Origin of the sequence: Burkholderia sp. MS389 (assembly GCF_016899425.1) — a bacterium.
GTDB classification, from domain to species: Bacteria; Pseudomonadota; Gammaproteobacteria; order Burkholderiales; family Burkholderiaceae; genus Burkholderia; species Burkholderia sola.
In genome coordinates this window covers 2,140,503-2,160,303 of record NZ_CP045994.1, presented here as the reverse complement: position 1 = coordinate 2,160,303, position 19,801 = coordinate 2,140,503, and the positions used below count along the sequence as shown (strand labels likewise).

General features: G+C 61.3%; 22 protein-coding genes. 17 read left to right on the top strand and 5 right to left on the bottom strand.

Annotated elements, in window-relative coordinates:
* Positions 1-48: 48 nt before the first annotated feature.
* Positions 49-669 carry a type II TA system antitoxin MqsA family protein gene (locus GJG85_RS10020; RefSeq protein WP_179233135.1) on the top strand — a complete coding sequence of 207 codons (621 nt, stop codon included), beginning with the start codon at positions 49-51 and terminating at the stop codon, positions 667-669.
* Positions 647-1,234: a hypothetical protein gene (locus tag GJG85_RS10015; RefSeq protein WP_143328878.1), complete on the top strand. Its 588-nt coding sequence runs from the start codon at positions 647-649 to the stop codon at positions 1,232-1,234. Before GJG85_RS10020 ends, GJG85_RS10015 begins: the two co-directional genes overlap by 23 nt.
* A 440-nt stretch (positions 1,235-1,674) precedes the next feature.
* Here GJG85_RS10015 and GJG85_RS10005 read toward each other — a convergent pair whose 3' ends face one another.
* The 4 genes from GJG85_RS10005 to GJG85_RS09990 all read right to left on the bottom strand — a co-directional run bounded on the left by GJG85_RS10005 (position 1,675) and on the right by GJG85_RS09990 (position 4,488).
* The gene (locus tag GJG85_RS10005) at positions 1,675-2,973 is read right to left on the bottom strand and encodes a pyridoxal phosphate biosynthetic protein PdxJ (RefSeq protein WP_089488542.1); all 1,299 of its coding nucleotides are present in this window, start codon (positions 2,971-2,973) and stop codon (positions 1,675-1,677) included.
* Complete coding sequence (locus tag GJG85_RS10000) at positions 2,973-3,347, bottom strand: beta-hexosaminidase (protein ID WP_239468904.1); 375 nt, start codon at positions 3,345-3,347, stop codon at positions 2,973-2,975. The genes GJG85_RS10005 and GJG85_RS10000 overlap by 1 nt, the downstream gene beginning before the upstream one ends.
* Positions 3,348-3,384: 37 nt before the next feature.
* Positions 3,385-3,603, bottom strand: coding sequence for a hypothetical protein (locus GJG85_RS09995; protein WP_089488541.1), 219 nt, complete (start codon positions 3,601-3,603; stop codon positions 3,385-3,387).
* 456 nt (positions 3,604-4,059) lie between these two features.
* Positions 4,060-4,488, bottom strand: a complete 429-nt coding sequence (locus GJG85_RS09990) for a transcriptional regulator (RefSeq protein ID WP_089488540.1) — start codon at positions 4,486-4,488, stop codon at positions 4,060-4,062.
* Between the two features lie 388 nt (positions 4,489-4,876).
* On the opposite strand from GJG85_RS09990, the gene GJG85_RS09985 reads away from it, so the two are divergent.
* The 4 genes from GJG85_RS09985 (at position 4,877) to GJG85_RS09970 (ending at position 9,368) form a co-directional block, all read left to right on the top strand.
* Positions 4,877-5,422, top strand: a complete 546-nt coding sequence (locus GJG85_RS09985) for a hypothetical protein (RefSeq protein ID WP_089488539.1) — start codon at positions 4,877-4,879, stop codon at positions 5,420-5,422.
* Positions 5,409-5,792, top strand: coding sequence for a hypothetical protein (locus tag GJG85_RS09980; RefSeq protein ID WP_089488657.1), 384 nt, complete (start codon positions 5,409-5,411; stop codon positions 5,790-5,792). Before GJG85_RS09985 ends, GJG85_RS09980 begins: the two co-directional genes overlap by 14 nt.
* Before the next feature lie 260 nt (positions 5,793-6,052).
* On the top strand, positions 6,053-8,560 hold the full coding sequence (locus GJG85_RS09975) for a VapE domain-containing protein (protein ID WP_089488538.1): 2,508 nt from the start codon (positions 6,053-6,055) through the stop codon (positions 8,558-8,560).
* A 220-nt stretch (positions 8,561-8,780) separates the two neighbouring features.
* Entirely contained in the window at positions 8,781-9,368 is a 588-nt protein-coding gene (locus tag GJG85_RS09970; protein ID WP_089488537.1) for a hypothetical protein, read from the top strand.
* Positions 9,369-9,649: 281 nt separating this feature from the next.
* Here the strand turns inward: GJG85_RS09970 and GJG85_RS09965 are convergent, their stop codons facing one another.
* A complete protein-coding gene (locus GJG85_RS09965; RefSeq protein WP_143328877.1) occupies positions 9,650-10,765 on the bottom strand; it encodes a hypothetical protein in 1,116 nt (371 codons plus the stop codon).
* Between the two features lie 221 nt (positions 10,766-10,986).
* On the opposite strand from GJG85_RS09965, the gene GJG85_RS09960 reads away from it, so the two are divergent.
* From GJG85_RS09960 to GJG85_RS09910, 11 genes are all read left to right on the top strand, one after another.
* On the top strand, positions 10,987-11,517 hold the full coding sequence (locus tag GJG85_RS09960; RefSeq protein WP_179233134.1) for a MarR family transcriptional regulator: 531 nt from the start codon (positions 10,987-10,989) through the stop codon (positions 11,515-11,517).
* Positions 11,462-13,504: a terminase gpA endonuclease subunit gene (locus GJG85_RS09955; RefSeq protein WP_343300046.1), complete on the top strand. Its 2,043-nt coding sequence runs from the start codon at positions 11,462-11,464 to the stop codon at positions 13,502-13,504. The genes GJG85_RS09960 and GJG85_RS09955 overlap by 56 nt, the downstream gene beginning before the upstream one ends.
* A gap of 13 nt (positions 13,505-13,517) precedes the next feature.
* Positions 13,518-13,724, top strand: a complete 207-nt coding sequence (locus GJG85_RS09950) for a hypothetical protein (RefSeq protein WP_006497114.1) — start codon at positions 13,518-13,520, stop codon at positions 13,722-13,724.
* Positions 13,721-15,214, top strand: coding sequence for a phage portal protein (locus GJG85_RS09945; RefSeq protein ID WP_089488535.1), 1,494 nt, complete (start codon positions 13,721-13,723; stop codon positions 15,212-15,214). The genes GJG85_RS09950 and GJG85_RS09945 overlap by 4 nt, the downstream gene beginning before the upstream one ends.
* Positions 15,211-16,317, top strand: a complete 1,107-nt coding sequence (locus GJG85_RS09940) for a head maturation protease, ClpP-related (RefSeq protein WP_204383284.1) — start codon at positions 15,211-15,213, stop codon at positions 16,315-16,317. Before GJG85_RS09945 ends, GJG85_RS09940 begins: the two co-directional genes overlap by 4 nt.
* 29 nt (positions 16,318-16,346) lie before the next feature.
* Positions 16,347-16,691: a head decoration protein gene (locus tag GJG85_RS09935; protein ID WP_089488533.1), complete on the top strand. Its 345-nt coding sequence runs from the start codon at positions 16,347-16,349 to the stop codon at positions 16,689-16,691.
* A gap of 73 nt (positions 16,692-16,764) precedes the next feature.
* Positions 16,765-17,760, top strand: a complete 996-nt coding sequence (locus GJG85_RS09930) for a major capsid protein (RefSeq protein WP_059585215.1) — start codon at positions 16,765-16,767, stop codon at positions 17,758-17,760.
* Between the two features lies 1 nt (position 17,761).
* A complete protein-coding gene (locus GJG85_RS09925; RefSeq protein ID WP_089488532.1) occupies positions 17,762-18,052 on the top strand; it encodes a hypothetical protein in 291 nt (96 codons plus the stop codon).
* A 5-nt stretch (positions 18,053-18,057) separates the two neighbouring features.
* Positions 18,058-18,585, top strand: a complete 528-nt coding sequence (locus GJG85_RS09920; RefSeq protein ID WP_089468123.1) for a phage tail protein — start codon at positions 18,058-18,060, stop codon at positions 18,583-18,585.
* Positions 18,578-19,102 carry a hypothetical protein gene (locus tag GJG85_RS09915; protein WP_089488531.1) on the top strand — a complete coding sequence of 175 codons (525 nt, stop codon included), beginning with the start codon at positions 18,578-18,580 and terminating at the stop codon, positions 19,100-19,102. The genes GJG85_RS09920 and GJG85_RS09915 overlap by 8 nt, the downstream gene beginning before the upstream one ends.
* Positions 19,099-19,779 carry a phage baseplate assembly protein V gene (locus GJG85_RS09910; RefSeq protein ID WP_089488530.1) on the top strand — a complete coding sequence of 227 codons (681 nt, stop codon included), beginning with the start codon at positions 19,099-19,101 and terminating at the stop codon, positions 19,777-19,779. The genes GJG85_RS09915 and GJG85_RS09910 overlap by 4 nt, the downstream gene beginning before the upstream one ends.
* The last annotated feature ends 22 nt before the right edge of the window (positions 19,780-19,801 follow it).

The window sequence follows — 19,801 nt, the reverse complement described above, 5'->3', positions numbered from 1 at the left end:
TTCGCGGCGCCTACGGACAAATGTTCGAAGTGCGGTGCAAAAAATTGGATGGAGGTGACTTATAGTGACACCGTGCATACACGTGGGCTCGATGTAGATGTGGAGGGCCTTCGTAAGAATTATTGCACCGAGTGCCGACACACTTGGGTTACTCCGCCGCAACGGCAGCATAACGACGACCAAATACGGAGTGCTTTCTTAGTAGCGCGCGATAAAGCTCGTGAGCAGGATGGATTGCTTGCGGGTGATGATATTTCCTATATTCGTGAGAAATTTGGTTTATCTCAGCGCGAGGCATCATTTATTTTTGGTGGTGGAGTAAACTCATTCAATAAATATGAATCTGGTGAGGTTTTGCAAAGCCAAGCAATGGATAGATTGCTTCGACTCACGAATGAGGTTGGTGGACGTGCTGTTCAGTTCTTGAGAGTTTGTAAAGGTGCTCCGATTGGTAGAGTGGTGGTAAAGCCAGTTCTTGATTCGGTGATTGATAATTCCGTGTTGAATGCCGAGGCTGGCAGAATGGCCGTAAATAAAATAAGTTTTAGCGCTCGATATGGTGAATCGAGTCAATTGTCGGTTGACTGCTTGTATCATCGTGGTGACGATAAAATGATCTTGATTAATCGATTGCCAGAGAGGCAAAATGTCGCGCAAGAAAAACGCTAAGAAAACGCTAAGCATATTGACGAATGAAGGCGTGCTCCACGCTGTCCTTCGCGAAATGGACCTTACTTTTAATGCCCCTGAGCCATCGGAGAAGGCAAAGGCTGCTGGCATAGGTATGGTTACCGTGGCATTCAGCGTTGCGGACGACGAGAACGGCGATGCAGGCGGTACAACCCCCACTGCCTTCGTGGCGAACATTTTTAGTCATGACGAAGCTGTGCTAAGAGTGTTCTCCAGCCTTTATCGCGTGCCCAACGGTGTTGATGAGGCCGACGTACTTCGAATCGTAAATAGGCTTAATCAGGACCACCTCCTTGATGCAAAAATCGAGTTTGTTGAGGGGAATGGGATGATAAGGCTTCGTGCGGTTTATCGGTCGGATGCTGAAACGTTGCCTGCACGGCCGGTTGCGACTTTTTTGGACGAGGTTTTCGAGGCTTCTCTGCATGTGCGCCTCGTTATTATGGTTGCATTAAAGTCCAAGGCCAAATATCCTGAATCCTTCGAGGAAGGGTTGACGAAGCTTCGAGAGAAAACTTCGTGGGAAGATGGCGCTTTCCTATAAAATAGTGGCGAAGGAGTCGCTGTCTGGATACATATGGGGCTCGATAGCCCCATATTTTCATGTGTGTATGTGATTGTCGTCTATTAAGTGGTCTACTGCATTGTTGAGGCCGATGAAGAGGAAATATCGTTGATCCACTTCTGAATTTCTGATTCCACCCACAGTGAAAGATTACGGACCCGTCGCGGCCTCGGAAAGCTACCGTTCTTCATCATGTCGTAAATGGTTGTTTTGCCAAGACCCACCATGCCAATAACAGTCGGCAGTCGTAGCAAGCGTTCCGGCGTAGTGCTCAATTGAGATTCCCATGGTTCATGGATAGTATGGCGTGCGTGCTGGGCTGCGAACTGCATGAGCCGCACCGTTTTAACAGCCGCCCGGTTCTTTGAGTTTTACCGCTTACGCGGCAGCGGGCTTGGGGTAAAAAGCCGGGTGCGAAGTTATTCGACCATCTTCAGCGCCATTTCCAGCGTCCAGTCGGGATCGGGAAACTGCAAGATGTCATCGATCCACGGCAGGACAACCGCCAGATCTTTCTGACGCTTCACGTTTCCACTGGCGAGAACCTTCCTAAGCCATCGAGCGCCTGCTTGAACTGCCTGCATCCGCGTCGGATAGATCGTGGTGCCTGCACCCAACTTCAGTGGCGTCGATGCGAAGCTGTCCCCGAAGTTGTACATAGCCGCGCAAATCCACTGATCTGCTTTCGGTTGGGCTACGTAGATCTCCGCGATCGGCTTTTTCGTCCGCTTGCTGTTGGGCGAGCGAAGGGTATCGGTCGCGACGCAGCGACCGTCTTGATCCGGTGCCGTCACGGGGTAGATCCGTGCCTTTTGCGGAGTATCGAGGAGATCGGTGAGCGGCGAGAGTGCCGTATGGACGGCTCGAATCGTTCCGGGCGAAAGCTTGCCAAAAACTGGGTCGTGCAGGACTGCCTGTAACGCCTGCAAAAGTTGCTTTGCACACGCATCGGTGATCTTCGTCGCTTTGGGCGCGGCCGGCTCGGAAGGCTTCGTGTTGCTGGCCAGATGCTTCTTCGTGACTTTCCCTTTGCCGGCCTCCTTCGCTTTCGACAGGCCAGACACGATCCGTTCGAGCGCCTTGTCGCCGCCGTGCAGGCGGATCTGCTCGATGGCCAATGTGCCGGTGCATTGGCCGTTCCGTACGAGCTGATGCAGTTCGGCTGGTGCGCGTTCGAGCAGACCGACGTCGCGGATCGTTTGATCGGTGACGTTCAAGCGCTTGCAGATGGCGGCAAGCGTCATGCCATGAATGTCGCGCAGCTCGGCGACGGCAGCGGCCAGATCAAGCGGCGACGACTGCTTGCCGTTGTTGCTGATGTAGCCGTCGATCACCATTTCGGCGCGGTTGACTGTCTTGGCGTCACGGACGACGACCGGGATCTTGCCGATGTCCTTGCCTGCTTCGATCGCCTTGCCGGCCGCAAGGTAGCGGTGCTGCCCCTTGTATACAAACAGCAGATCCTTGCCTGCGACCCTCCGCGCGTAGCAATGAAGCGGTGAACCCTTGTCGTATCCGTTCTCGATGATGAGGGCAGTAAGGTGCGTCACCCATTCGGGATCAACGGGGCGGATGTTGTCGGACGGGTCGTAATGAAGTTGGCCGTACGGGACCATCCACAGGTCCGCTGACGTTGCGCCCGCAGCGGCTGCTGCTGCCTTCGCGCTGCCGGTCGGGATCGGCGCGGTGAGGTCGAGCTGTTGCGTGCGGTCGTCCATTACGCAACCTCCTGCGGGGCCGCCGTCCGCGTCTTGCCACGCTTCTTCGCTTTATCGATCGCGTTCGACGCCTCGACACCTGCTGCGCGCTTGACGTCGCGCAGGCGTTTGATTGCGTCGGCGCAGTTGCCTTCGTCCGGAATCGAGATCTGTCTGCGGGCAATCTCAGTGCCGTCGAGGATCAAATACTCCGTATGCACGCTGTCCGGCAGTGGGCGACGTCCGACTACGTACTTGCCGATCAGAATCGGGGTCGACGGACGACGTGCGTTCCGGTCGTATCGCGTGATGGTGTGAAGGGAGAGGGTATCTCGACGTTCGACATCGAAGAGGGGCTCGGCTTTTACTGTAATGCGCGGCATGACGGTCTCCATGACGCCGGGGCCGCTCGCCCCGGCAATGTCGGGGCATTTAGACGGTGACGTGGTAGGCGGTCGTCGGAGCGACTACCGGATCGTCCTGGAACACATTCACGACGACAAACAGCAGGGCGGCGACGACCGTCCAGCGGAAGATCTTCGATTTTTCAAAGTTGCTTTGGCGGGCGGGTTCGGACGGCGTGATGCGAGGCGTGCTTTCCTCACGAAGCCATTCGTGGCGGTCGGCGGACTGATGGTCGAGCATTTTCATGGGCTTCTCCGAAGGCTGCGCGAGCGGCAGCGATGAAGCCGAATATTAGGCATTCCTTTGTCTATTGGCAATAGGAATGCCTAACTATTTTCCCGTATCGTTGTGCTCTGCCCGCGAGTGGGCCCGGCAGAATGCGCTGGACCTTGCTGAAAGGTGTTGTATTCTTCCGATCAAATACTGTATGTTTATACAGTGGTTAAGCGAAAATATTGCCGAGGGGAGGTTGTTGCGGGGATATGTCAACAGGGGAATTGCGCTGCAAACCGGGCGATGTGGCGATCGTCAGCCGATGCCGAAACCGGTCGCGTATCGGCATGCTGGTACGGATCATCGGCCCGCATGGCAGCAATGACTTCGATTGGGATGTTGAGATCCTTGGCGGCCCGATCAGGGGGCGCGGGATACGTTCAGGGTGCGTCGGAACGCACCGCAGAGCCGCTGTATTCGACTGGAACCTTACCCCTCTTGCGGGTCAGGCGCATTCAGATCGAGAAGGTCACCGGACTGCTGTCCGCGCAGATCTTCAAACACCTTAAGGGTTTCCAGCAGCGCGATAAATGCCGTCGACGGCAATCCAAGCTTGTCTGCCTTGGCGAGTGCGTCAACTAGTGCCCGAGCATGCGTGCCGAGCGTCTCCTGTCTCTGTGGGGCGGGCGCGTTGGCTCGGCGCACCATTTGACCTTCGCCCGTGGCGAGCCACCATGGGTCAACGTTCAGGAATTCGGCCGCGAGCAGCAAGTTCGCGCCCTCCATCTTTTTGGTTTTCCCGCTTAACCAGTCGCTGACCGAGGGTGCCCGCACTCGGCACGCTCGCGCCAAATCTGCAGCCTTTTTCTCAGGCGGCAACTTCATTGCCTGTTCCAGGCGTTCGGCTAGTGTCGTCATTAGGAAAGCCTAACTGAATGAGCGTAAGGAATGCCTTGCTTTTCATGTAAGGAACACCTAACATGGCGGCATGAATACGCTCCAGAATCGAGACCCGTACGCGTGTGCCGTGATCGATGCATTCGGCGGAACGGCCGCGACTGCCCAACTGTGCGAAGTTCGGATGCCGTCCGTATCCGAATGGCGTCGGAAAGGCATTCCGCGAGCGCGTCTGCTTTTCTTGAAGCTCGCGCGTCCTGACCTGTTTGCTTCTCTAGACGCACACGACAACTCGTTGTCACCCCCCATCGACGCGTGACAACCGTAGTTACGCGCCTCGTGAGCTGAATCTTAGTTGCGGCTGTGTGCGCGCGACAGGATGAAAGTCACTCTCTACCAATCTCCTGCTATGACCTGCCGATACGACAGTACCGAATGGCTGGACGTCCTCTATACGTCCGTTCGCAACACGCCCGGCGGTGTCGCCGACGCGGCGAACCACCTCACGATCCGGCGCGGTAAGAACATCACGCCGGAATCGCTACGCCTTCGCCTGCGTGGTGTTGGCGACAGTCGCTTGTCGATGGAAATGTTCGAGTTGCTGATCGAATGGATGCAGGAAAAGACGGAGGCAAAGGCGCACGCGCTTGATGCGCTCCATGCGCTGAATGCGCGTTTCGGGCTGGTTGCCGAATACGTCGACGAGCATGGCGCTGATGACGACACCGGGCCGGGCGTGGACGTGCATCTGGTCTCGACCGCTTTGCACCTTCAGGCTCACGTTGGCCGCGTCGCAGACGACGTGACGCGTGTCCTTGGGGAACAGCGCATCGATGACGGCCGCGCGGAGCAGATCATCGCGACTGGCCGCAAGGGGCAGCGTCTGTTCCAACGCCTCATCCACGCTGCTCGAAACCTTGCCGCACGTCGTCGCCGTCGTCATGAAGCGGTTTAAGCCCGGCATGGGGTGCTGCCGGCCGGACCGTGAACACATCGGCCTCTGTTGCTCGCCTGAGCAGCAATTGGCGTGCGCTGTCACGACGCTCGCATGCCGATTCGAGTATGCCCCCGCCGAAGCGGGGCGCTTGCTATCCGAACTGATCGCCAAGTTCCCCGACCGCCTTGCTCCGATTCTCGCGGAAGCGAACGCAGCGGGGCGCGTGCGTTTGTTCATCGAGCGAGCTGCGCGCGCATGCGCCGCGCTCGCGACCAAGGCGGAACGCCATGCATTCCGCGACCAGCTTACCGATCGTCTCTGCGCGCTGGATCTTGCCGCGTTCGACGATCTCATGTCGGCGGAATGGCGTCGACTGCGCGGCAAATAAACGGAGGCATATGTGAACGTGAACGGGATCAGCAGCGCGTTGCGACGTGGCGCGTCGCAGTACAGCCGCTCGCCGAGCGGCCGGCAGTGCTATGCGGCCGGGCGGGCCGCATGGCGAAGTTTTTCTCACAAGGTCGAGCGCGACCGCCGCCTTGTTGAGCTGGAGACCGCTCGTCGTGCGGGTTAGCAGGGAACCATTCAACGAATTGTGATCTGGCCGCGACATGCGGCCAAAGTAACTTTCATCGAGGGAATATTTGTATGGCGACACTGGACCAGATCATTCAGCAGTTGCGTGCGGCGGGTCATCCCGACCTGCCCGCTGGACATCCCGTCGCGGACGGCAAACATCACCGGTACGGGCCGCGCAAGAAATACTGGTATCAGCTTCGCGAAGTCATCAGCAAGGGCGCGGTCATCGGCTATGGCGGCACGTTCGGCCATTTCTCGGGCGACGACCCGGGCACCGAGCGATTCGAGTGGAGCGGCGCACCGCTGAGCGAGGAAGTGCTCGCGGAGACGCGTCGCCGGCAGGAAGCCGCCGACCGTGAGCAGGCGGAGCGTGATGCGCGTCAGGCGAAGCTCGCCGCGAACCGCGCGCACGACCAGTGGAACCGTGCGGCAGAGTATGGCGAGTCCGCCTATCTTGAACGCAAGCGCATCACGGCCGAAGGCGTGCGTTTCGACGCGGACGGCACGATGTTCGTGCCGATGTATCAGTACGGCGATGACGCGCGGCTTGTCGGCCTGCAGAAGATCACCCCGGACGGCGCGAAACGCTTCAACAAGGGTATGGAAAAGAAGGGCGCGTCGTATCTGCTCGGGCAGGTCGGCGCAGACGACCAGATCGTGCTGGTCGCCGAAGGTTACGCGACCGCGCGGTCGATCCGCATGGCGATCGACGAGGCGTTCGCAGTCAATGTCTGCTTCGACGCGGGTGGCATTCTCCCCGCCGTACGCTACCTGCGTGCGACGTATCCGGACGTGCAGGTGCTGGTCTGCGCCGACGACGACTGGAAGATCGAGCAGCGCATGCGCGACTGGCTCGCCCACGAGTTCGCTTTCCGGGGTGAGTTGGTGTTTGGTGCCGAACCGGTGCGGATCGAGGCGAAGAACACGTGGTACATGGTCGCCGCGTCACGCCGTCGTGACGACAATGGCGTGCCGTATGTCGAGGTCAGCTACCGAAACGACGTGATGCCGTTGCGCCGTAAGCGGTTCGAGAACACGGGCCTGAAGCGCGCATATGAGGCGGCAGCGGCGGTTGCCGACGTCAGCGTCGTCTATCCGGCATTCGCCAAGCGCGGCGAGCGCAAGCTGACCGATTTCAATGACCTGCACGTCGACGAGGGCATCGGCCCTGTCCAGGCGCAGGTGCAGGCGGCAATCTTGCGCGTCATCGCGCCAGCGAACGAAGAGATCCGGCCGGCGTCGGTTGCCGTGTCGACCGCGGACGCCACGCCGACGAAACCCGCCGCGACGTCCGCTGCCGCGAAACAGCCGGAATGGGATGGCCGCGAGGCAGAGTGCGGCGCGCACACGTGGGAGCAGGATCTGGCGCGATCGGACAAGGGCCGGCTGCTGCCGACGCTCGGTAACGTGCACTTGATCCTGTCGAACCACAAGGCGTGGCAGGGTGTGATCGAGCAGGACGACTTCGGTGGTCGCGTGATGAAGCGCAAAGCACCGCCGTTCCCGCAGGGTGTGACGGGCGAATGGACCGACATGGACGACCAGCGGACCGTTCTCTGGTTGTCCAAACGGTACGGCCTCGATACGCGCACTGATGTCGTGATGAACGCGGTTCTGCTGGTGGCGGACGCGACCCACTTCCATGACGTTCGCGAATACCTCGAAGGGCTGAAATGGGACGGTGTGCCGCGTGTGCGCTCGATGCCGTCGACATACCTGCGTGTGGCCGACAGCGAATATGTGCGGCTCGCGTTCATGAAGTGGATGATCGCCGCCGTCGCGCGCGTGATGGAGCCGGGCTGCAAGGTCGACAACGTCCTGATCCTCGAAGGCAAGCAGGGGCACCGCAAATCGACGGCGCTGAAGGTGCTGGCCGGCGCACCGTGGTTCACCGATACGCCGATCCAGATCGGCAACAAGGACACGTACGCGGTGCTGGCGGGGAAGTGGGTGATCGAGCTGGCCGAGCTGGACTCGTTGAACAAGGCCGACTCGTCGGCGGTGAAGAGCTTCTTCGCGACGGCCGTCGACCGGTTCCGCAACTTCTACGGCAAGCGGGCGACCGACGTCCCGCGTCAGTGCGTGTTCGCCGGCTCGGTCAACTTCGACACGTACCTGAAAGACGAATCAGGCAACCGGCGTTACTGGCCGCTGCGTGTCGGCGGGCTGGTCGATATCGACGGCATTCTGGCCGTTCGCGATCAGCTGTGGGCGGAAGCCGTGCATCTGTATCGCTCGGGCGTCGTGTGGCACGTAGAAGAGCATGAGCGCCCGCTGTTCGAGATCGAGCAGGCAGAACGCTACGAAGGCGACGTGTACGAGGACAAGATCGCCAAGGCCCTGGAATTCGTGTCGCGCACGACGATGGAAGAGATCCTCGCGGACATTCTGAGGCTCGACACGTCGAAGTGGACGCTGGCCGAGCAGCGCCGCATCGGCAAGGCGTTGAAGTCTCTCGGGTGGGTGCGCAAGCGCGAGTCGACCGGATCGCGCGGTTGGTACTACGTGAAGGAAGAACAACAGCCGGAAGCGGAGCGCGAACTGGTCGCAGCGGGTGATGACGACAGTCCGCTGTGATCGCGTGGCGCGCTGTGCATGCGCGGTAAGCGCGCCACTTGGCCCGTCTTGGCGCGCTGCGGACGTCCCATGTCCCAATGTCCCAAGGCGCGGTCTCGGGCGCGGGTGCAGGGGCGCGACATGCGCGACGTGAGCGGCGCATGTCGCATGTCGCAGGCGCGCACCCCTGCAAGCCTTTTCCCTTGGGACATTGGGACATTAAGACGAATAGGAGAGAGCCGTGATCGATTTGATGGAGCGGGCAGGAATTGCAATGAGCGTTCGTGGTCAGTTCACCGACCCGATTGCCGATCCGAAAGTTACTTTGGGTGCAATCGCATTTGCGAACGATCTCGGTCGGTTGCTGGTGCGGATCAAGGCGGGACAGGAGACAAGGCCCGAAACGATCCGCAAGGCAACGTTGCTGTTTGCGCAGATGATCCGACTGTCAGGCCGGTTTAAGCGCAACCGGTTCACGGGCCTGAACCGTGAGGAGCGTCGCGATCAGCGCGCAGGACGCGAAGTCGAACGCGCGAGGGTCGATATTGTCGAGCGCTTCGCGTTGCGCGTGCTGGACGAGTGGATCAACGATCAATGCGTTCGGTGCGAAGGGCGCGGCATTGTTCGACGAGACGGCCGATACATTTGCCCCGATTGTGCTGGTTCAGGCCGGCGGCCGACTGATGAACCCGCGCGTGCACACGCACTCGGCATTCCACTCGATGAATGTCGACGCCACTGGTCGCGGCGCTTTCACAACATGCATTCGCTGCTCGATCAGGTGAATGGATCGGTATCCGACACAATGCGCCGACAGATGCGAGAATGAAAAGTCTTTCATTCCAAGAGTAGATCGCGTAAAATTCGGAAATCCTTTACGGTTTCACTGGATATCCGCTGGCACCGCGCGTTAGTCGTGCAAACCTCTCGGGACATAAGAACACATAGTGGAGCCCGTTAGGTCGTGTGGGGGCGTTCGTCCCTACGAAATGAATTTTGAAGCCCTGAGTGCGAAAGCCCTCGGGGCTTTTGCTTTTGCTCTGAAGTTTCAACCCGGACTTGCTCGCCCGATACACGCAATGACGCGTGTGTCGGGCGACCGTAGGCTGGTTAAGGTTGTTTCGACAACCATACTTCCAGCTGTCCGGCTTTTGCCCCTGGCACTTTGCTTCTTACCGGTTCGATGTTTCTAAATCTCGAACTGAGTTGAGACGCAACTTGCTCGGCCGCATTGCGGTCCGCATCGCGGAAGTATCTGACCTGCGATGTACTTGGCGTTTTTTCGAGTGACTCGACATCGCTTGCCACCCGAATGCCTCGTGCGCTAAGCAATGATTGCGCGGCGTTACCGACACTCTTCGCGTCAGCCGAGTTTTGTTGGATGTAAACGATACTTGGCAAGTCAGTGCTATGCGTGGTATCACCGACGGGCAAAGTGGCATCTGCAACGGGAGTAACAGGGGGGTACGTCACGGGAGTGGGTGCCGCATACTTCTCAAGTTCGAGAATCTGCAGGAATGCAGAGGGCTCGGAATCTGAGATCTCAAGCAGTGTCTTTCCTCCGCCAGCATTTATGTCGAAACTCGCGATCTTCTTTATGCCGGCTTCAACGAGACGAGTTGCGTCGACGGACGTCCGAAACGTACGTTTGCCCGAGATGTATCCGCGGACGATGTAGAGGTCACCGTTTGCCGCCATCAGAGCGGCTTTACAAGTCGGCTTTTCGATACCGTCTGTAAGAGCGGTGTCGGAAACAACTTGCATGATCGGCTTTTCGACAGAAAAGGAAAAGGAAGACGCATCCGAGAGCTTGATGTCGAATTTCGACAGAGCTTGAATCAGTTCGTTGTCTAGACCCATACTCAACGCCAAGGTCCTACTGATTTGATAAGAGGGGAAGGCGCTCGGTAAAGCGGCTCTTTGCGGGTCGGGGAAGGTGCAAGACGAATCGTTGTATGGAATCCAACGGCCGCCTGTTCGGTAGACTGAACCAATGGCAGCCCCGCCGTTGGTCACCAGCACCTGTGTCGTTGAATTAGCGTCAGCCACACCGAGCAGTTCTCGAATGCGCTTTGCCAGGATGTTATTCAGAACGTCGTAGTTCGCGACGGCAATTACTTCGGCTTGACTATTTGCGGTTGATACGACGTCTTGCCTCTTACAACCGACAAGGCCGATAGCCGTTAGACAAGCGAATCCAAGCAAGTACACAGTCTTGCGGCGCATAACTCCCCCGTAGTGTGGTGTTTATTACTGAGATTGATAGCCAATGATCTGCTGTTTTTCAAGGTCTGAACGGCATTCTCGGCGCAGTGGCATAACGTCTAACAAATAGGGGTGCCACCTGCGGGGAGGCTGAGCGCGGGGACCCTCGAAGGGCGCCGGCGTGCGGGGGCTCGCACCCGCGTTTTTTCTCTACTGGCGAGTCTCCATAGGGGGTCATATTCATGCCGACTCAGCAGCAGATCGCTGACCATCTCGACCTTGACCAGTCGGCCGTTTCGCGGTTCGTCGACAAGGTCCAGCTTGATTACCGCGTGGCGTCGATCGATGAGATCCGCGTCGCGTACATCCGGCATTTGCGCGAGGTCGCCGCCGGCCGGTCCAGCGGTACAGGTATCGATCTCGTCGCCGAAAGGGCCAAGACCGAGATCGTCGATCGCGAGATCAAGCTACTGACGCTGGCAGAGAAGAAGGGGCAGCTCGTCAATGCTGCGCAGCTCGAACAGGCGTACGGCCTGATGGTCGGCGCATTTCAAACGGAGCTGCTGTCGCTGTCCGACAAGCTGGTGCAGGAGCTGCGCACGCTATACGGCGTCGAGGTGGACGTCGAATGGTTGAACGAGCACATATATGGATGCCTTGAGCAGCTTTCTGAATACGACCCAGACAGTCCACGCGGTGATTCGCCGAATCGCGAAGATGCTGCGTCCGCCGGAGCGGATTGGGACGACGGATTGGGCGCGCAAACATCGTAGGTTGAGCGCGAAGGGATCGGCCAGCCCTGGCCGGTATAACCCGAACATCACGCCGTGGGTGTTCGGCATGCACGAAGCGCTGGACGATCCGTCCGTGCAAAAGATCGTGTGCATGAAGTCGGCGCAGGTCGCGTGGACTGATGGCGTGCTACTGAACTACATCGGCAAGCGGATCGACGTTGACCCGTGCCCAATGATCGTCATGTTCCCGAAAGAGAAGACGGCGAAGAAGTTCAACCTGGAGAAGTTCGAACCGATGATCGAGGTGACGCCTCGCCTGTCGGCGAAATTGCCGGTTCACGCGGCCCGCGACAAAAACAACTTGTGGGACCACAAGACGTTCGCACGCGGCTTCCTGAAGTTCATCACGTCGAACGCGCCGGACGAAGTGAAGTCGACGCCGGCCCCGGTGGTTGCGGTCGAGGAGCCGGACGACGCGAATACGAACGTTCGCGAGCAGGGCGATTCGATCACGCTGCTGGAGGAACGAAACAAGAGCTATTCGGCCCGGCGACGCAAGATGATCTTGGGCGGCACGCCGACCATCGACGGCCTGTCGCGCATCCAGCAGGCTTACGCGGCATCGGATCAGCGCGTGTATCTGGTGCCGTGTCCGGATTGTGACGAGGAGCATGAGCTGGCGTGGGAAAACGTCACGTGGAGCGAGGGCGCCGAAGTCGTACATGAGGTCTACGGTCGCGCACAACCGGAGACGGCGCGTTACGCCTGCCCGCATTGCGGTTCGTTGTGGGACGACGCGACGCGTATTCGCGCGGTCCGTCGCGGGCGATGGGTTGCGACGGCACCGTTTCACGGCGTGGCCGGCTTCCGCATCAACGAGCTGGTGTCGCCGTTCCCCGGCTCGAACATGGCCGAGCTGGTCAAGAAGTGGCTGACGGCCGACAAGGCGCTGCGCGAGGGCGACGATACGAAGATGCGTTCGTTCGTGAACAACTCGCAGGGCCGGGCGTACAAGTACAAGACGGATCTGCCCGAGCTGGACGTGCTCGCGCAACGTGCGCTGCCATACGCGGAGCTGACGGTGCCGCTCGGAGGTCTGGTGTTGACGCTCGGCGTCGACGTGCAACACGACCGGCTGGCGATCGTCGTGCGTGCATGGGGACGCGGCGAGGAAAGCTGGCTCGTCTTGTGGGGCGAGATCTACGGCAACGTGGCGGAGCAGCAGCAAGACCCGATGACGGGCGGCGTATGGGGCGCGTTGACGATGCTACTGTCGCATGCATACCGGCATGAGAACGGCTGGTTGTTGCGCGTACGTGCAACGTCGATCGACTCGTCGGACGGAGCGACGTCGGACGCGGTATACAAGTATGTACGCGCGGCGCAGAAGGCAGGTTACAACGTCATGGCCGCCAAGGGCAGTAGCAATATCGACGCGGAGATCTTCAGCGTGCCGAAGGCGTCGATTGACTCGACGCGCAACAACAGCAAGGCGGCGAAGTACGGGCTGCGCCCGTATATGGTCGGCGTGAGTCGCGCGAAGGATCTGATCCTCGAAAACCGACTGAAGCTCGAAGGCGACGGGCCGGGCCGCATGCACTGGTATAGCGGCGTGCGCAGCGACTACCTGTCGCAGCTCACGGCGGAGGTCAAGGTGCCGGGGCCGCGTGGCGGCAAGCGCGTGTGGAAGAAGATCAGCCCGCGCAACGAGGCACTGGACTGCGAAGCGTACGCGCTGCACGCGGCCCGTAGCGTAAAAGTGCACCTGATGACCGAGGCGCACTGGCAGGTCGAGCAGCATCGTGCATCGCAGGTCTCCCTGTTCGATGCGGTCCCGGTGCTGGAGGCATTGCCTGCGGCGCTGCCGGCCGAGGTGCCGCCCGATCCGCCGGACGTGGCCAAGTTCATCGAGACGCCGCGGCCGCCGTCGCAGGTAGCAAAACCCACCGAAACCCCGCCCCCGAGCGGGGTTTCGCGCATTCAGGGGCGTCGTGTTGGTCGCTCGACGTACCTAAAGCGGCGCTAAACGAGGGAATGGCATGGCATACACGAAACAGGATCTGCAGAACATCCAGTCTGCAATCGCGAAGGGAGAGCTGGAAGTCCAGTATGCCGACCGGCGCGTGAAATATCGCTCGATCGGCGAACTGCGCGAGGCTCGCACCGAGATCATTCGCGACCTGAACGGCGCGGCCGGGCGTTCGTCGATCGTCCGGATTCGCCACGCCGGCAAGGGGGTGCGATGAAGGCGGGCTTTCCGTCACTCGCGCGGCGCGGCTTCGTGGTGCCGACGCGGCTGAAGGCGGCGGCATACGAGTCGGCGAGCACGACGGGCGCGCGAGCGAAGTCGTGGCGTGCGTCGAGCGCGGGACCGAATGCGGCGGCGGCGCAAAACCTGCCGCTGCTGCGCTCGCGCGCTCGCGACGCGATCCGCAACGATCCGTGGGCGAAAACTGCGATCGCCCGACTCGTATCGAACACGATCGGCAACGGCATCCAAGCGCACCCGCAGCATCCGAACGACGCGGTGCGCAAGATGCAAAAGCAACTTTGGGAGGATAGCTGCGAGGAGATCGACGCGGACGATCTGTTCGACATGGCGGGCGTGCAGACCCTTGCCGCTCGGGCGTTTTTCAGTGACGGCGAGGTGCTGGTACGTCGCCAGTTTCGCAGCCCGAGCGAGGGCTTGGCGGTCCCGATGCAAATCCGGCTTCTCGAAGGCGATCTGCTGCCGATGGAGAAGAACGAGATCGTCCCCGGCGGGGGCGAGATCGTCAACGGCGTCGAGTTCAATTCGGACGGTCGACGCGTTGCGTATCACCTGCTGCAGCGTCATCCCGGCGAGTATGGGCGTGCTTCGACGGCCAACATGCAGACCGTTCGCGTGCCGGCCGACGAGATCGCGCATGTGTTCCTCGCGCTGCGGCCCGGCCAGGTGCGCGGCGTTCCCGAACTGTCGACCGTGCTGCTTCGGCTCAAGTCGCTGGACAACTTCGACGACGCGGTGCTGTTCCGGCAGGAGGTCAGCAACCTCTTTGCCGGCTTTGTCACGAAGCCGCCCGCCGAGCCGGGCCTCATGGGCGATCCGGTGACCGGCGGCGAAATGCAATACGACGTCGACGGCTTTTCGCCGGTCGTTTCGCTCGAACCGGGAAGCATGCAGGAGCTGGCGCCGGGCGAAGACGTCAAGTTCGCCGAGCCGCCGGGCGCGGGAACCGACTACGGCCCGTTCATGCGTCAGCAACTGATGGCCGCAGCGGCTTCGGTCGGCATGCCGTACGAGGTCATGACCGGCGATCTGCGCGACGTCAGTGATCGTGTGCTGCGGGTGATCTTGAACGAGTTCCGGCGGTCGATCGAGCAGATCCAGTGGAACGTGTTCATTCATCAGTTTTGCCGGAAGGTATGGCGCTGGTGGGTCGACGCCTGCGCATTGTCGGGCGCGATGCCGATGGCGGACTACTACCGACGCCGTCGAGACTATCTGCGGGTGCGGTGGGTGCCGCAAGGGTGGCCGTATATCCATCCGGTGCAGGACGTCACGGCGAAGCGGATGGAGATCCGGTCCGGTCTCGCGAGCCGGACAGGCGCAGTGCTCTCGCGTGGCGACGATCCGGAGCAGGTCGATCAAGAGAACGCGGCCGATCTCGCGCGCGAGCGCCGGCTCGGGATTCGATATGACACGCTCGATCCGGTCGACGGAGCGGGTGGTCTTTCTAATGGGGATGACGAATGAAAGAGAAGAAGCGGTGGTGGGACATCCGTGCGCAGGCGAATGCGACGGGCGGCAGCGAGGTAGAGATCCGGATCTATGGCGAAATAGGATTCTGGGGCACCGACGCCGAGATGTTCGCCGCGAAGCTCGATGAGGTGGCGTCGACCGCGACATCGATCGTCGTCGCGATCAACTCGCTGGGTGGCGACGTGTTCGACGCGTTCGCGATCTACAACGCTGTGCGGCGGTACGCCGGCAAGGTGACGGGGCGCGTCGATGGTGTGGCTGCGTCGGCAGCGTCGCTGATCCTGATGGCATGCGACACGATCGAGATGCCTTCGAATGCGCGGCTGATGATTCACAACCCGCATACGTTCGCGGCCGGCGAGGCCGGGGATCTGCGCAGGCTTGCGGATCTGCTGGACAGTACGTCCGACAGTATGTTGGCGGCATACGTCGAGCGCAGCGGCCGGACGGCGGAGGAGGTCCGCACGATCATGGATGCTGAGACCTGGCTCACGGCCGCGCAAGCGAAGGAGCAAGGGTTTTGCGACACGATTGTCGATCCGGTCCGCATTGCCGCATACGCGGGCGCAGCCCGGCACGCGGCACGCTTCACGTCGGTGCCCGCCGAAATCATGGCCGCGCTGGAGAGTGACGGCGAGGTGCCGCCGGTCAATCCACCGGCCGATCCTGCGCCGCAGCCGCAGCCGCAGCCGCAGTCGCAGCCGCAGCCGCAGCCGCAGCCGCCGGCAGCGCCGGACGTTGCGGCGCTGGCGTCACATGTGTACGCGGCATGCCGTGACGCGCGCATCGAGCACTGCGCCGAAGGCATCGTGCTGGCGACCGGCCTGCGGGATCGCGCGAGCGTCGACGCCGCGATCCGCAACGCGCAGGACATCGCCGGTATCTGTCTGGCCGCGAGCCTGACCGAGCTGACGGCCGGCTTTGTCTCGGATGGCCTGTCGCCCGATCAGGTACGCGCGCGGCTGTTCGAGCGCATGACGGCCTCGCAGAAGCCGATCAACCATCGAGCTGCCCCGGTTGCGTCGCAAGACGCGCCCGTGGTCGCGAATGCGCCGCGTGCGGCGTCCATCTACGCGGCTCGCAAGAGCGGCAAGTAACTTTGACGTAACCCGAGGAGGGGAAACATATGTCGAACTGGAAGGTACAGGGAAATCTCCCGGCTGAATTTCTCGTGTCGGAGGGTAATGGGCAGATCTCGCGCGAGCAGATCGTGGTGAAGGCAGGTCCGGCGCTGCCGGCCGGGCAGGTGCTCGGCGTGACCAGTACCGGCGAATACGCGCCGTACGACAACGCCGCGAACGATGGTTCCGAAGTCGCAGCAGCCGTGCTCTACGCGCCGCTGCTTGCGTCGGAAGCGCCGCGACCGGCGACGGGGATCGTCCGGCTCGCCGAAGTCGCGGGCGGATTGCTCACGGGGCTCGATGCAGCCGGTCGCGGGGATCTCGCCGAGCGACACGTGATCGTCCGCTGATCGCATTACACCCCATTCAAGGCCACGCCGACCGCGTGGCCCTTTTTGTATCCATTTTCATGTCGGAGGTTGTATGGCGGATATCGCCCTGTTTCAAGACGACGCGTTTTCGCTGTCGTCCCTGAGTGCTGCGATCAACGAGCAGCCGTATGTTCCGGGCCGGATCGGCACGCTCGGACTGTTCGAAGAGGACGGCATCACCACGACGACGATCCAGATCGAGCGCGACGGTGACACGCTGTCGCTCGTCGCGTCTGGCCAGCGCGGTGCACCGGCCGCTGTTGTCGCGGGCAGCAAGCGCAGCATGATCCCGTTCAACACGGTGCATCTGCCGCAGCGTGCGGTGATCATGGCCGACGAAATCGCGAACCTGCGTGCGTTCGGTTCGGAAACGGAGCTGGAGGCACTCCAGACCGTCGTGAATCGCCGACTCGCGAAGATGCGTCGGCAGCTCGATGCGACGCACGAATTCCACCGCATCGGCGCAATCAAGGGCGCGGTGCTCGACGCGGACGGCAAGACGGTGCTGATCGATCTGCTGAAGTACTTCGGTATCGAGCAGACGGTCATTGCGTTCGAGCTGTCGACGGCGACCACCGAGATTCGCCAGAAGTGCGTCGAGGTGCAGGACGCGATTGAAGATGCGCTCGGCGCGATGACGTACACGGGTGTGCGCGTGCTCTGCGGGCGCGAGTTCTGGAACAAGCTGATCGCCGCGAAGTCGGTGAAGGAAACGTATCTCGCGTCCGTGATGGCCGCGCAGCTGCGTGGCGATGCGCGCGACGCGTTCGACTTCGGTGGCTGCACGTTCGAGCGTTATCGCGGTCGCGTCGGCGATGTCGGATATGTCGCGGACGACGAAGCGCATGCGGTGCCGGAGGGCGTGTCCGATCTGTTCATCACGCGTTTCGCGCCGGCCGACTACGTCGAGGCGGTGAACACGACGGGGATTCCGTACTACGCGAAGCAGGAACTGATGCCCTTCGGCAAGGGCGTCGAGGTCGAGGCGCAGTCGAACCCCATCCACCTGTGCACGCGCCCGAAAGCGCTGATCAAGCTGAAGGCTTGACATGGCGTTCCGGGATCTGGTCTCGGACGTCGACGCTGCGGTGCTGCGCGACCTGGGCGATGCGGATATCACGATCGACGGCCGGCCCGTCGAGGGTATGTTCGCGTCGCCTTGGCTCGGCCCGGATCTCGGGAGCCAGCGTACGCAACTGGTTGCGCCAGTGTTCCATGTGCGTGATCGCGATGCTGTTGGCGTCCGGCAAGGCAGCATCCTGATCGCGAGCGGGGAGCGTTACCGCGTGCTCGAAGCGAAGCCGGACGGCACCGGCTGGACAGTCCTCATTCTCCAGTAGGCGATATGGACGACCTGAAGATCGAAATCGACATCAAAGAGGCGACGGCGGTGCTGCAAGGGTTGTCGCCGTCCGCGATGCAGGCAGCGTGGCGACGGACGTTGCGTAAGACGGCGGGGTGGATCAAGAGCCAGACGGCGAAGGAGGTCGGGGCCGCGACGAAGATCCCGCAGAAGGCGATCCGTCGCCGCCTCTACTTCTTTCTTCGCTCGGCTGATACCGGCAAGGTGTGGCTCGGCCTGAATCCGATCGAGGCGCATCGCCTTGGCAATGCGACGAAGACGCGCAAGGGGATGCGAGTCGGCCGCCAGTCGTTCGAGGGCGCGTGGCGACAGACGAATCGCAAGCCGGACGGGCCGATTTACGAGCGCGTCGGCAAGGAACGGATGCCGTACCGGATGGTGACGGTGGCGTGGCAGCAATCGGGCGACCCGGCGTTTCGGCGGGCCGCGAAAGCCTGCGAGGCGCGGCTGATGGTGATTCTCCGTCAGGAAGTGAATTACGAACTGCAGAAGGTGATGCGCCGTGCTTGAGAATCTGAAAGCGCTACATGAGGCAATTGAGCGTGGCATGCGCGCGAAGCTGCCCGCGATGAAGCGAATCGAGGCATATCCGCGGCTCGGCCAGAAGATCGACACGCCTTTGATCGCGATCGAACTGAACGAGTTCGAACCCGGTCACGACGATGGGACCGGCGACGTGGCGCTGATCGCACGCATGCAGGCCCGCGTTGTGTTCGATCCAATCGACGACGATGCGGAGCTGGCCGTGCGCGAGGTCGCGGCGCGTGTCGCAATGGTCGTGCACGGGAACACGTGGGAGCTGCCGATCACGCCGGGTAAGGTCGTACAGGTTGCGGAGGATCCGTTCCGGCCGCAGCTCGATACCTACTGCGTTTGGCTCGTCGAGTGGACGCACGAATTCGGACTCGGGATCGAGCTGGAGCCGATTCCGGACGGGTGCTCGATCTTATGGGGCGTCGACCCCGACACTGGCCCCGATAGTGAAGGGCAGTACTGGGATCCCGGTGCGGGAGGCGGCGAATCATGAGCGATTACGAGCTGGGCGAGATCGATCGCCGCATGGCCTGCATGGTGCAGCACGGGACTGTCGAGAATGTCTCGTATCAGCCGCCACAGTGCCGTGTGCGAATCGGCGATTGGGTCAGCGACTGGATGCCGTGGAAGACGGCGGCAGCGGGCGTTGTTCGATTCTGGCGGCCCCCTTCAGTTGGCGAGCAGGCGTCGATGTTTGCGCCGTCCGGCGATCTGGCTGGCGCATACGCGGCTCCGGGCTACTACTCGGATCAGCACGGCGGGTCGGCACGGTCTAATCCGGCCGAAACCGCATGGGATTACCCGGACGGTGGGTCGGAGGTCTATGACCACGAGAAGCACGAATACCGCGTCGACGTGCCGGCAGGCGGGCGGATCGTGTTCCGCATCGGCGCAACGGAGTTGGAGCTACGCGCGGACGGCGTGACGTTGCGCACGGAGAAATTGCTCGGCGACATTCCTGACTCGACGTTCACGGGCAACACGACGACGGAGAAGCTGTTGACGTTCAACGGCGGGATGCAGGGCAAGGGCGGCGGTAACGGCGGCCCAGCCGTCCAGGTGGATGGCGGGGCGCGTTACACGGACGACGTCGAAATCGGCGGTAAATCGTTCCTCGGGCACTCGCACATGGAACAGGGTGACGGTGCACCCGTGTCGCCGCCGCTGTAACGCGCGCATTCGCAAAGTTGCT